This is a genomic window from uncultured Polaribacter sp. (assembly GCF_947501385.1).
Lineage (GTDB): Bacteria > Bacteroidota > Bacteroidia > Flavobacteriales > Flavobacteriaceae > Polaribacter.
This window is the reverse complement of the sequence record NZ_CANMVP010000028.1, coordinates 12,938-26,467: the sequence shown is the minus strand read 5'-3', so window position 1 is coordinate 26,467 and position 13,530 is coordinate 12,938. Positions and strand designations below refer to the sequence as shown.

At 30.9% G+C, this 13,530-nt stretch carries 8 protein-coding genes; 6 read left to right on the top strand and 2 right to left on the bottom strand.

Translation table 11 applies throughout. The features are described 5' to 3' along the window. Positions 1-59: 59 nt before the first annotated feature. The 3 genes from Q0998_RS16140 (at position 60) to gap (ending at position 6,712) form a co-directional block, all read left to right on the top strand. Positions 60-4,472 carry a translocation/assembly module TamB domain-containing protein gene (locus Q0998_RS16140; protein ID WP_299671699.1) on the top strand — a complete coding sequence of 1,471 codons (4,413 nt, stop codon included), beginning with the start codon at positions 60-62 and terminating at the stop codon, positions 4,470-4,472. 228 nt (positions 4,473-4,700) lie between these two features. Continuing rightward, positions 4,701-5,684, top strand: a complete 984-nt coding sequence (gene pfkA, locus Q0998_RS16135; protein ID WP_299671697.1) for a 6-phosphofructokinase — start codon at positions 4,701-4,703, stop codon at positions 5,682-5,684. A gap of 26 nt (positions 5,685-5,710) precedes the next feature. Further along, positions 5,711-6,712 (top strand): type I glyceraldehyde-3-phosphate dehydrogenase, encoded by a 1,002-nt coding sequence (gene gap, locus Q0998_RS16130; protein WP_299671695.1) that lies wholly within the window; start codon positions 5,711-5,713, stop codon positions 6,710-6,712. Positions 6,713-6,816: 104 nt separating this feature from the next. Here gap and Q0998_RS16125 read toward each other — a convergent pair whose 3' ends face one another. Next, a complete protein-coding gene (locus Q0998_RS16125; RefSeq protein ID WP_299671693.1) occupies positions 6,817-7,197 on the bottom strand; it encodes a Rid family detoxifying hydrolase in 381 nt (126 codons plus the stop codon). Between the two features lie 83 nt (positions 7,198-7,280). After that, positions 7,281-9,875 carry a putative LPS assembly protein LptD gene (locus Q0998_RS16120; protein ID WP_299671755.1) on the bottom strand — a complete coding sequence of 865 codons (2,595 nt, stop codon included), beginning with the start codon at positions 9,873-9,875 and terminating at the stop codon, positions 7,281-7,283. A gap of 197 nt (positions 9,876-10,072) precedes the next feature. On the opposite strand from Q0998_RS16120, the gene Q0998_RS16115 reads away from it, so the two are divergent. Genes Q0998_RS16115 through Q0998_RS16105 form a run of 3 tightly spaced genes read left to right on the top strand, consistent with a single transcriptional unit; the run spans position 10,073 to position 13,508 of the window. After that, complete coding sequence (locus Q0998_RS16115) at positions 10,073-11,158, top strand: N-acetylmuramoyl-L-alanine amidase (protein WP_299671691.1); 1,086 nt, start codon at positions 10,073-10,075, stop codon at positions 11,156-11,158. Between the two features lie 54 nt (positions 11,159-11,212). After that, complete coding sequence (locus tag Q0998_RS16110) at positions 11,213-12,166, top strand: MlaD family protein (RefSeq protein WP_299671689.1); 954 nt, start codon at positions 11,213-11,215, stop codon at positions 12,164-12,166. A gap of 25 nt (positions 12,167-12,191) precedes the next feature. Continuing rightward, positions 12,192-13,508 carry a (Fe-S)-binding protein gene (locus Q0998_RS16105; protein WP_299671687.1) on the top strand — a complete coding sequence of 439 codons (1,317 nt, stop codon included), beginning with the start codon at positions 12,192-12,194 and terminating at the stop codon, positions 13,506-13,508. Positions 13,509-13,530: the final 22 nt, after the last annotated feature.

Sequence of the window (13,530 nt, the reverse complement as noted above, 5' to 3'; positions counted from 1 at the left end):
TAAACATCTTCGTCATTAAAAAAAATGGAAAAATAATATTAAAATGGTTAGGGTACATTGTGCTCTTTTTGCTGTTTATTAGTATTTTACTTTCAACTTCTTATGTTCAAACAAAATTAGGAAAATACGCTACCAATAAAATAAACGAAGACTTTGGTACAGATTTAAGTATTGGTAAAATTAATTTGTCTTTTTTAGGAAGTATAGAACTTAAAGATGTTCAAATTAAAGATCATCATAAAGACACTTTAATTTTTGTAAACAAACTAAGTACTTCTCTTTTAAGTGCTAAAAAAGTTTTAGATAGCGAAATTCTGTTTGATGACATTACTTTAGAAGACGGCTATTATTATATGAAAACCTATAAAGGTGAAACCAATGATAACATGTCAATTTTTATAGACAGTTTTAAGAATGATACACCCAAAGATTCTTTAACTCCTCCTTTTATTTTAAAAGCTGAAAACGTTTATGTAAGTAATCTGAATTTTAAAATTGTAAATGAAAATAATAATACACCACTAAATTTTTCTGCATCTAAGATTGTGGGAAATTTGCAAAATTTATCAATTATAGATTCCGATTTTTCTATAAATTCTAGAGGATTGCATTTTGTTACAGACAAAGATTTAAAAGTAACCAATTTAACTACAGATTATACTTTTACAAAAACGGCCATGCATTTTAATGCGACAATTTTAGAAACCGAAAATTCTAAAATAAACGGAGACATCCTTTTTACCTATAAGAGAGAAGATTTAACAAGTTTTATTGATAAAGTAAATATAGAAGCCAACTTTAAACCAAGCAAATTAAAGGTTTCAGATTTAAAGAAATATTATAACGAATTAAATGGAGAAGATGTAATTTCCTTTTCGGGGAAAATGAATGGTGAATTAAATAATTTTAATTTAAATGATCTTAAACTTTCTACAGCACAAGGAATTAAATTGAATGGAGATCTTTATTTTAAAAACACAATCAATCCTGAAAAAGGTTTTGTTTTTAGAGGGAAATTAAACAATCTAACAGCAACTTATAGAGAACTTAAAAATATATTGCCAAATGTGTTGGGTAAGAACTTGCCTTCAGAATTTGGGAAATTGGGACAGTTTAGAATTCGAGGGAAAATAAATGTGACCAATTCTAAAGTAAATGCTACAGTAACAATGAGTTCTCAAATTGGTGGAATTATTACTGATTTAGAAATTAATAATTTTGATGAGATTGACACCGCTTCTTATATTGGAGATATAGAATTGCAAAAATTTAATATTGGGACGTTTTTTAACGACCCTAATTTTGGGACAGTTTCTTTAGAAGGAGATGTCAATGGAAGTGGTTTTAAATTAGAAAACATAAATACTGCTTTTATTGGCAACATATCTGAATTAAATTTTAATGGATATTCGTATAAAAATATTGTTGCAAATGGTCAATATCAAAATAGTAAGTTTGATGGAGATTTGGTGATAGACGATGTCAATTTTAAAATGGAGTTTACAGGTTTAGCAGATTTATCATCAGAAATTCATAAGTTCGATTTTAAATCTGACATTTCTTATTTAAACCTTAAAGAGACCAATCTTTTTACAAGAGATACCATTTCTATTGTAAAAGGAAAAATAGAATTAGACATTCAAGGAAATACTTTTGATGATATTATCGGAAAAGCAATTTTTAGAAACGTGCTTTATACAAATCAAAAAAAGGAATATACCTTTAAAGAATTTATAGTTACTTCCTCTATAAAAGATAGTGTAAAAACAATAGATGTAGATTCTAAAGATATTGCAAACGGTTACATCACAGGTAAATTTTCATTTTCTGAATTGCCAAAAGTTGCCCAAAATGCCTTGGGAAGTATCTATACAAATTACCAACCTTATAAAGTAACACCAAATCAGTTTTTAGATTTTAATTTTACAGTTTATAACCAAATAGTAAGTGTATTTTTTCCCGAAATTTCAATAGACGACAATACAAAAATCAAAGGAAAAATTAATTCAGATAAAGATTTATTCCGATTAAATTTTACCTCTCCAAGAATTGATGCTTATGGAGTTGATGTAAAAGAAATATTTTTACGAACAGATAATCAGAACCCGCTTTACAACACCTCACTAACTGCTGGCGAAGTACATACGGCATATTACAATGTCTCTAAATTGAACTTATTGAATAGAACAGAAAATGACACGCTGTATTTTAAGTCGGTTTTTAAAGGTGGAGATCGAAAAAATGAAGACTTTAATCTCGATTTTTTCTATACATTTAATCCTGAAGGAAAATCTGTTTTAGGCTTCGAAAAATCATCCTTTATATTTAAAGAAAATACTTGGAATATAAATCCTGATCAAAAAAATACAGATAAAATTACCTTCGATTTAAAAACGAATGAATTTAATTTTAGTCAATTTAAATTAGTTTCTGATGAACAAAAAATTGAATTTACAGGAAATCTAAACGGAGCAGAAAATAAAGTTTTGCTAGCAGATTTTACAAAAGTAAAATTGGAAAGTTTTTTACCCGAAATAGATAGTTTAGCTTTAAAAGGTGAGCTTTCTGGTCATTTAGATTTTGTTCAAAAAGAAGGTATTTACAGTCCAGAAGCTTCTTTAACTGTCAAAGGTTTTGAGGTAAATAATTTTAATCAAGGTGATTTATTTATAAATGTAAAAGGAGAAAATTCTTACGAAAAATACAGTGTAAACTTATCCATAGAAAATAAAGATGTAAAAAGCATTGCTGCAACAGGTGCTTTAGATTTTTCTACAGAAAGACCCATTATAGATTTAAATGTATATTTAGAAGAATTTAAGTTGGATGCATTTAGCCCCTTAGGACAAGATGTTTTGTCTTCTTTAAGAGGAACTGCCACTGGAGATTTTACGGTGAGAGGGTTTTTAAACAATCCAGATATGGAAGGTGCCTTAACACTTAAAAATGCGGGCTTAAAATTTCCTTATTTAAATGTAGATTATGATTTTGAAGGAGCCTCTATCATTAGATTGTCAGAACAATCTTTTATTTTTGAAGATTTTAAAATATTAGATACTAAAAATAAAACAAGAGGAATTTTAAAAGGAGATATTTCTCACAATAATTTTAAACAGTGGTTTTTAAATTTAAAAATTCAGAGTAATAACCTCCTGGTGTTAGATACTAAAAACACAGAAGAAGCTTTGTATTATGGTACAGCATTTATAGATGGTTCAGCAGATATTTATGGTTTAACAGACCGATTAACCATAGATTTTAATGCGAAAACAATGCCTGGAACTATTTTTGTAGTTCCTTTAAAAGATGTGGAAACGGTAGATAATTTTAATCTTATTCACTTTAAATCAGATGAGACTAAGGTAAAAGAAAGGCAAACAGAAGTTGCTTTAGAAGCTTTAAAAGGTTTGACCTTAAATATCAATTTAGAGGTAACCAAAGATGCTATTGCTCAAGTAGTGATTGACGAAGTTTACGGAAGTCAATTATCTGGTAGAGGTTCTGGAAACCTTCAAATAGAAATTAATACCAGAGGAAAATTTAACATGTTTGGAGATTATTTGGTAGATAGTGGCGTTTATGATTTTAAGTATGGCGGTATTGTAAACAAACCATTTGTGATTCAAAAAGGAGGAACGGTTTCTTGGAACGGAAACCCTGCAGCAGCAAATTTAGATGTAACAGCAGTTTATAAAGCAAAAGCAAATCCAGGGGTTTTATTGGAGAATTTTAATTCGAATAGAAATATAGAAGTCGATTTGGTGGCAAGAATTACAGGCGGTTTATTTAATTCTAAGCAAGAATTAGACATTCAATTATCAAACGTAGACCCCACAATTGCGAATGAGTTAGAATTTATTTTGAATGATAACAATGTAAATGAAAAAACAACGCAATTTATATCACTTTTGGCATTTGGTAATTTTGTAAATCCAGACAAAGTCAATTTCGATGCAAATGCAACCATTACAAATACGGCGTCTAGTGCAATTGCATCTGCATTTTCAAGTCTTTTAAATAGTGTAGACAGTAAATTTCAGTTGGGTGTAGATTATCAACAGGGGCAAAGAGACAATGATTTAGATAGGCTAAATACAGACAATCAAGTAGATTTATCAGTAAGCACACAAGTTAGTGAAAGAGTTATTATCAACGGAAAAGTAGGTGTTCCTATTGGTGCTCAAACACAATCTAGTGTTATTGGTGAAGTAAAAGTTGAGGTGCTCCTAAACAAAGAAGGAAACTTTAGAGGTGTTATTTTTAACAGACAAAATGAAATTCAATACACTATTGAAGATCAAGGCTACACACAAGGAGTTGGGCTTTCCTACCAAGTGAATTTTAATACCCTTTCTGAATTGCTAAAGAAAATAGGATTCAACAAAAAGAAAAAATCAGTAAAAAAGACAGTACCGTTAAAAGATTCTTTGAAGCTAAGAGAAAAAGAGCTGAATAATTTTGAAGGGAATTAATTTACGAAACTCTAAATTTTTCTTAAAATTATAACATATTAAGAAATTTAAATCTATAAATTCTATTTTTAAGCGTTCTAAAGATTTTTGAATATCCAAAGAAAAAACAGAAATATTTAGGAATATGACATTTAAAATTCCTTTAAAATAAAGGGAAAATAGGCTAAAACGATTTCGTAGTTTTTTTATTTTAAATGCTTAAAAAGCACTAATTTTACACTATAAAATATGAAGAAAATTAAAAAAATAGCAGTCATGACTTCTGGAGGAGATTCTCCTGGAATGAATGCAGCAATAAGATCTGTAGTTAGAGCCTGTGCTTATTACAGAGTAAGTTGTATTGGAATATATAGAGGGTATGAAGGCCTTATTGAAGGAGATTTTATTGAGTTAACCGCAAGAAGCGTTAACAATATTATTAACAAAGGAGGAACGATCTTAAAATCGGCAAGATCAGAAGAATTTAGAACCAAAGAAGGAAGAGCGAAAGCTTACGAACACCTAAAAGAAAACGAAATTGAAGCAATGGTTGTTATTGGTGGAGATGGTTCTTTTACAGGAGCCGTTATCTTTAATGAGGAGTATAAATTTCCAATTATTGGAATTCCAGGAACTATAGATAATGATATTTTTGGAACCACACATACTTTAGGTTTTGATACTGCTTTAAATACAGCCGTTGAAGCAATTGATAAAATTAGAGATACTGCGTCTTCTCACAACAGATTATTTTTTGTGGAAGTGATGGGAAGAGATGCTGGTTTTATAGCATTAAACGCAGGTGTTGGAGCAGGAGCAGAAGAAATTTTAATACCTGAAGAAGATTTAGGTTTAGATAGAATGTTAGAATCTCTAAAAAAGAGCAGAAGAACAGGAAAGTCTTCTAGTATTGTAGTAGTTGCAGAAGGCGATAAATCTGGTAAAAATGTATATCAATTAGCAGAATACGTAGAAGAGAATTTACAAGAATATGATGTAAGAGTATCTGTTTTAGGGCACATGCAGCGAGGAGGTTCACCATCATGTTTTGATAGAGTTTTAGCAAGTAGGTTGGGTGTAAAATCAGTAGAGTTATTATTAGATGGCAAAACCAATTTAATGGTAGGTTTAAAAAATAACGAAGTAATTAGTACAAGTATTGCAGAAGCAATAAAAGGAGGTCATTCTATCAATCAAGAACTTTTAAGAGTTTCTGATATCATGACAACATAATATTAATAAGTAAAAAGCATAAAAAAATGATAAAAGTAGGAATTAACGGATTTGGAAGAATTGGAAGATTAGCATTCAGATCATCAGTAACAAGAGATAACGTGCAAGTTGTAGCAATAAATGATTTATTAGATGTAGATTATTTAGCGTATATGTTAAAGTACGATTCTGTTCATGGAGCATTTGATGGAACTGTTGAAGTTAAAAACGGCATGTTGGTTGTTAATGGAAATGAAATTAGAATTACTTCAGAAAGAGATCCCGCAAATTTAAAGTGGAACGAAGTGGATGTAGATTACGTGATAGAATCTACTGGTTTTTTCTTAACAGAAGAAACTGCTGGAAAGCATTTAGAAGCAGGCGCTAAAAAAGTTGTTTTGTCTGCACCATCTAAAGACCATACACCAATGTTTGTAATGGGTGTAAACAATACTGAATTAAAAGCAGACCAGAAGATTTTTTCTAACGCTTCATGTACCACAAACTGTTTAGCACCAATAACAAAAGTTTTAAATGATAATTTTGGTATTGCAGAAGGTCTAATGACTACTGTACATGCTGCAACGGCAACTCAAAAAACGGTTGATGGTCCTTCTATGAAAGACTGGAGAGGTGGTAGATCTGCAATTCATAACATTATTCCTTCTTCTACAGGAGCTGCAAAAGCGGTAGGGAAAGTAATACCAGCTATGAATGGTAAACTAACAGGAATGGCTTTTAGAGTTCCTACTATGGATGTTTCTGTAGTAGATTTAACTGTAAAATTAGAAAAAGCAGCTACTTATAAAGAAATTTGTGCAGCAATGAAAGCTGCTTCAGAAAGTGGACCCATGAAAGGTGTTTTAGGATATACTGAAGATTTAGTAGTATCTCAAGATTTTGTTGGAGATACAAGAACTTCAATTTTTGATGCAAATGCAGGTATTGCTTTAAATGATAACTTTGTAAAAGTGGTTGCTTGGTATGATAACGAAATTGGGTATTCAACTAAGATTGTAGATTTAATTGAATATGCGGCAACTTTATAGTTGTAATAAATAAATTGAAAATATAAAACCTGATAGAATTAATTTTCTATCAGGTTTTTTTAATTTTGCCTACTGCCTACTGCCTACTGCCTACTGCCTACTATTTACTTTACAGCAATCATACTAATCTCTACATTTACAAATTTCGGTAAATTTGCAACTTCTACTGTTTCTCTTGCAGGAGCCGTTTCATCGTTAAAATACGCTCCGTAAACTGCATTTATTTTTGAAAAATTATTCATGTCAGAAATAAAAATAGAACTCTTTATAACATTTTCAAAAGTCATTTCAGCAGCAGCTAAAACTGCTTTCATATTTTGCATCACCTGTTTTGTTTCTGCTTCAATAGAATCTAAAACCAATTCTCCATTTTCTGGATTGATAGCAATTTGCCCAGAGCTATATAAGGTATTTCCGCTTAAAACTGCTTGATTGTAAGGCCCAATTGGCGCAGGTGCTTTTAAAGTGGTTATTATTTTTTTCATTTTTTTAAGTTTCAAAGTTTCAAAGTTTCAAAGTTTCAAAGATTTCCAGAGAGCTTCTCGAAGTCTCTTTAGTTTCTTAACTACTAAAACAACGTTCTATCTGGTGGTTTGTTTTTATCCCATTTTAAATCTGCTAAAATGGAAGACTTTACACCAATAAAAAAGGTGTAAGAAGAATTTGTACCAAAAGGAACCCAATTAAAATTGAATTGCCAACTGTCTAAATCTCTCGTAAAATTAAATCTAGAAAAGGTAAAAGCGCCACCTTTAAAATCATAACCAGAAGAATAGCCCATTTTCCATTTTGGAGACAATTCAACATTACCACTAAATACTAAACTGTGTATGCCAATTTCGCCTCCGTCCAGTCCGTTGTTATTATAATTTGTAGAATAGGCTAAATTGATAGACCAAGGAATGTCTGCATTGTATAATTGTGTCTTTTTATCTTTATCTTTTTTGTTGGTATTTGGGCTGTTATTTCCCTGCCCGAATCTATCCGTAGGATTAATATCTGCACCAATTACATCTGCAGCATTGTTAGGATCTCTAGCATTTTGGTTTTTGTCTCCATCTTTATCCTTTCCAAAATCAGTACTAGAAATAGAATAATTTGCAGTTAAACTAGCATTTGTAAGTCTAAATATATTAGGATTAAACTCATCAATTTTAATAGGAGAACCTGTGGAAGATGCAACTACTTTATAAGGATCTAGAGAACCACTTAAGTTGATCGCCAGTTTATCCTTAAATAAACGGGTTCCTGCAGAAAAGCTTACATTAGACCACCGCAAACTATCTGCCGCAATGTTATAGGAACTACTAAAGTTTAAGTTGTTTAAAAGTGTAATTTTTTCATCTTCTTCATCACTATCGGGGTCTTTTGGGGCAACCTTGGCCTCTAAAACGTTGTTTAAAGTGATTCCAATAGAATTGCTTAATCCAGAAGAAGGACCACCATAAATACCTTGATCAAAGACCGTATACTCTTCCAAATCGCTGGGATCATTGCTTGCTTGAACCTGTTTTAAATATTTTACTTCAAAATCTGGTCTGTAAGAATAAGAAACTGAAGGTCTAAATGTATGTCTTATTGCTTTTAATCTTCCTTTATTAATATTAAAAGTACCATAAATATTCGTAGACATACTAACCCCAGTATTGAACTCTCTATAGCTTTTAAAGCCACTTAAAGTATCTGTAACAATAACATTATTTGTAGCGTCGTATTTTTTTTGAATATAATCGAATTGCCAAGTTTCTTCATAATTTATACTTGGTGAAACGGTAAAGTGCGTAAAAGCTTTAAAATTTGTATTGGTACCTGTTTTGTGTTGCATACCCGCTCTTGCCGTCTCGAACATTTTGGCGGTAAAAAAATCATCATCTGTAGTATTAATCAGGTATTTACCATCTAAGGTGTAATTGAATCCCATTTTTTGAATCGGATTCTTTTTTACACCATTTTTTCCTGCAAACGGATAAATTCTGTTCATATTTAAAGTCAATGCAGGCAACGTCATTGTAATTTGTTCTGTATTGGTATTTTGTTGATGTTGTGCCGTGACATTTAAATTAAAAGGGGTACCTACAAAAGTTTTGCTATAATTTATGGATGAATTAAATGTATTGGTCTGTGTTTGAGCAACATTAAACTGATTTTGAGATTCTCTAAAAAACTTGCTACTTCCTAAATTTACTGAGGCTGTAAACCGAGAATTCGGACTTGCTTTTTGATCTTGATTATGCGACCATCGAATATTATAATTGTTCGCTTTACTATAAGTAGAAAAACCACGAATTCCACTAATGTTATTTTCAAAACTAAAATTAAAAGAACCACTAAATCGATACCTTTTATTGTAATTAGAGTTTGCTCTAAAACCCCAACTTCCGTTAGAGTAAGCATCTCCTGTAATTCCTAAATCTACATAATCATTTATAGCAAAATAATAACCACCATTTTGAAAACCAATACCTCTATCGCTACTTCCTGTATCAAAAGCAGGAATTAAAAAACCAGAAGTACTTGTTGTTGTAATTGGAAAATATGCAAATGGCAGAAAAACTGGTGTGGGAATATCTGCTAAAACCAAATTACTAGTTCCTACAATAATTTTTTTACCAGGTACTATTTTTGCTTTGTCTGTTGCGATATAATAATCTGGATTGTCTTTTTCTGAAGTAGTAAATCTAATTTTTCGAACATAAATTGTTGAATCGTTTACTCTTTTGGTTTTTTCTCCATAGGTAAACATTTCACCCTGTTTGGTTTTTAACCCGTAAATTAATGCTCTTTTAGATTTAAAGTTATAAATGATAGAATCTTGTTCGGTTTCTTCGTTGCCTTGTTTAAAAATAGGACGCTGTGCATACCCAGTGCTGTCTTTAATTCCTTTTGCAAATAGTGTGTTTTTAATATAATCTACAATAATAATACCCGCTTTTAAATCAATATCGGTGTAGGTGATATTTGCTTCATTATAAAGTGTTACTGTTTTGTTTTTTGCGTCTTGTATGGTGTAATCTTTTGCTACATGAGTAATAATGTCTTCAATAGTTTCTTTCGGTTTTATAGTATCTAGAGAAATAGTATCTTTCTTTTTTAAAAGAACACTGTCTTTTTTTAAAGAGAAAACACTGTCTATTTTTTTTAAAGGAACCGTATCTTTTTTCACCAAAGGAACTGCTATTTTTTTTGTTGGTTTTATGTCTTGAGAGAAACCAAACTTTGTAAAAAAGAAGCAGCAAAATAAAAGTATATATGATAGGTTTGTTTGCAATGCTATAAATACTATTTTTGTATGTGAATAAAAATTTGGCTCAATAATTGAAACACCAAGTTTAAGAATTCAAAATTAGTTAAATTTTATCGATGCAATCCCAACAAAAACATAAAAATATTTACAATTACAAAATCCTTTTTTTACTAGTCTCAATATTGGTGTTTGGTAGTATGCATACCTATGCTCAAAAAGAGTATGTGGTGGTCTTAGATGCGGGTCATGGCGGGAAAGATCCAGGTAATTTAGGAAACGGATTTATAGAGAAAAATATTGCTTTAAAAGTGGCAATAATTGTAGGAGAAAAGCTAAGTAAAAATAAAGATGTCAAAGTTTTATTTACGAGAAAGAAAGATGTTTTTATAGATTTATGGAAAAGAGGTGCTATTGCGAACCATGCAAAAGCAGACTTATTTGTATCTATTCATTGCGATTCTCATACTTCGAATGCCTATGGTGCAGGAACTTTTGTTTTGGGGCTAAGAGGAAATAAGAAAAATTTAGAAATTGCCAAAAGAGAAAACGCGGTAATTCTTTTAGAAGATAATTTTAGAGACAAATACAAGGGGTTTGATCCTAATTCGGCAGAATCTGTCATAGGTTTATCGCTTTTACAGGAAGAAAATTTAGATAAAAGCTTGGCAATTGCAAGTTTAATTCAGAATAATTTTGCTTTTAAATTAAAAAGAAACGATAGAAAAGTAAAACAAGATAACTTTCAGGTTTTAAGAGAAACCATCATGCCAAGTGTATTGGTAGAACTGGGGTATTTGACAAATAAAAAAGAAGGTAGGTTTTTAAATTCTAAAAAGGGACAAGCGCAAATGGCAAATGCTATTGCAGAAGCTATTTACAATTATATTAAAAATTTAAAATTAAATACAGTTACTGAAGATGCATCAACTATAAAATCTTTAAATGAAATTGAATTTAAAGTACAAGTTGCATCTGGAAAAAATAAATTAGCTACAAAATCGTATAATTTTAAAGGGTTAAAAAATATAGAAAGAGTGCAAGTTGGTAGTTATTATAAGTATTACTATGGTAAGAATTCTTCTTATGCTTCTGTTAAAAACGCGCTACAAAAAGCAAAATCTAAAGGATATTCTTCTGCTTTTATTGTAGCCTTTAAAGACGGTGAAAAAGTATCTGTACAGGAAGCTTTAAAAATGCAGTAAAATAAACGGTTTCTAATAAAAATAATTAGTAGTTTTGTTTTAAAACTTGTAGACATGTCTAAAGAATTAAAAACAGGAATTATTGCAACAATTATTATCGTTATTGCCATTTGGGGCTTCAATTTCTTAAAAGGAAAAAACCTGTTAGATTCAGGTACCAGAACATTTAGAGTAGAATATGCTAAAATTGGAGGTCTTTCTAGATCCAGCTCAGTTACACTTAATGGCTTAAAAGTTGGTAAAGTAGATAAGATAGAGTTCGACTTAACTGAAGAGAGAAGAGGTCATTTAATAGTTACTTTTATTGTAGAAAATGAATTTCAGTTTTCTAAAAATAGCATTGTTAGAATTTATTCTCCAAACCCTTTAAGCGGTTCTAATTTAGCTATTGTTCCTAATTATGAAGGTGAAGTTGCCGTTTCAGGAGATTTACTTAAAGGAGAAATGGAAGAAAGCTTATTTACTTCAATTGGAGAAAGATTAAACCCACTTCAACAAAAAATAGAAAAAGTAATTGTAAGAGCAGATACGTTGTTTAGCGGTGTAAATAAAATATTAAATGACGAAACCGTTGATGGAATTAATAGTTCTGTTAATAATTTAGCAGCAACAATTGCAGACATCAGAAAAACCATTCAATCTGTAAACGCTATGGTTGTAGACAACCAAGAGAATTTAAAAGTAACACTTAGAAATACGAAGAAAATTACGGGCAATTTGAGCAAATTGTCAGATAGCTTAACAACCGTTAATATTAATGGTATTGTTCAAAAAGCAGAAAATGCAGTAGATAATTTTAATGAATTGTCTAAAAAAATGACTTCAGGAGAGGGTTCAATCGCAAAATTAATTAACGACGAGAAAATGTACAATAATTTAGAAGCTGCAACTAAAGAGCTAGAAGAATTATTGAGAGACATCAAACTAAATCCAAAAAGATATGTTCATTTCTCTATCTTTGGAAAAAGTCCAGGACCTTTTGAAGAAGGAGTAGAAGAAGAAAAATAATAATTTCAACCTTATAATTATTTGAATGCAGTACTTACCAAACATACTTTTTGCCATCGCGTTAATTGCTGGTATTGGTTTTTTTGCGATGAATGTTCGTAAATTAACAAGAAATATCAATTTAGGAAAAGATATAGATAGAAAAGATAACAAAGCAGAACGTTGGAAAAATATGATCAAAATTGCTTTAGGGCAATCTAAAATGGTGAGAAGACCGTTTTCAGGTTTTTTACACATTATCGTGTATGTAGGTTTTGTGATTATAAATATAGAAGTTTTAGAAATCATAATAGACGGTTTACTAGGAACTCATAGAATTTTTCAAGGTTTCTTAGGAAATGCGTTCTACGGATTTTTAATAGGAACTTTCGAGATCTTAGCAGCTTTAGTTTTTGCGGTAGTTGTTCTCTTTTGGACCAGAAGAAACATTGCAAACATTAAACGTTTTTTAAGCAAAGAGATGAAAGGCTGGCCAAAAATGGACGGCAATCTCATCTTATACTTCGAAATGGTGTTAATGACACTTTTCTTGGTGATGAATGCCACAGATGTTCCATTTCAAGAAGCAGGCATTGGAAATCCAATAAGCCAGTTTATTGCACCTTTATTTGATGGTTTTTCAGCAACAACAATACATACCATAGAAAGAACGGCTTGGTGGATTCATATTTTAGGAATTTTAGTATTCTTAAACTATTTATATTATTCAAAGCACTTACATATATTATTGGCATTTCCAAATACATTTTTTGCAAATCTAAATCCAAAGGGACAATTCAATAATTTAGCATCTGTTACCAAGGAAGTAAAATTAATGATGGATCCAAGTGCAGATCCTTACACAACACCTGCCGAAGGAGCTGAAGAGGAAGTGCCAGAAAAATTTGGCGCATCTGAAGTGACCGATTTAAATTGGGTACAACTTTTAAATGCATACACCTGTACCGAATGTGGAAGATGTACATCTGCCTGCCCTGCAAATTTAACGGGTAAAAAATTATCTCCTCGTAAAATTATGATGGATACCAGAGATCGTCTCGAAGAAGTTGGTAGAAATATCGATGCAAATGGAGGTACTTTTAAAGATGATGGCAAACAGCTATTAAACGATTATATTTTGCCAGAAGAACTTTGGGCATGTACCAGTTGTAATGCCTGTGTAGAGGAATGTCCTGTAAATATAGATCCACTTTCTATTATTATGGATATGAGAAGGTATTTAGTGATGGAAGAAAGTGCTGCGCCACAAGAGTTAAACGCTATGATGTCTAATATTGAGAATAACGGTGCACCTTGGCAATACAATCAACAAGATAGATTGAATTGGGCGAAAGAAGAGTAAAAAAGTATTCAGTGAGCAGTAA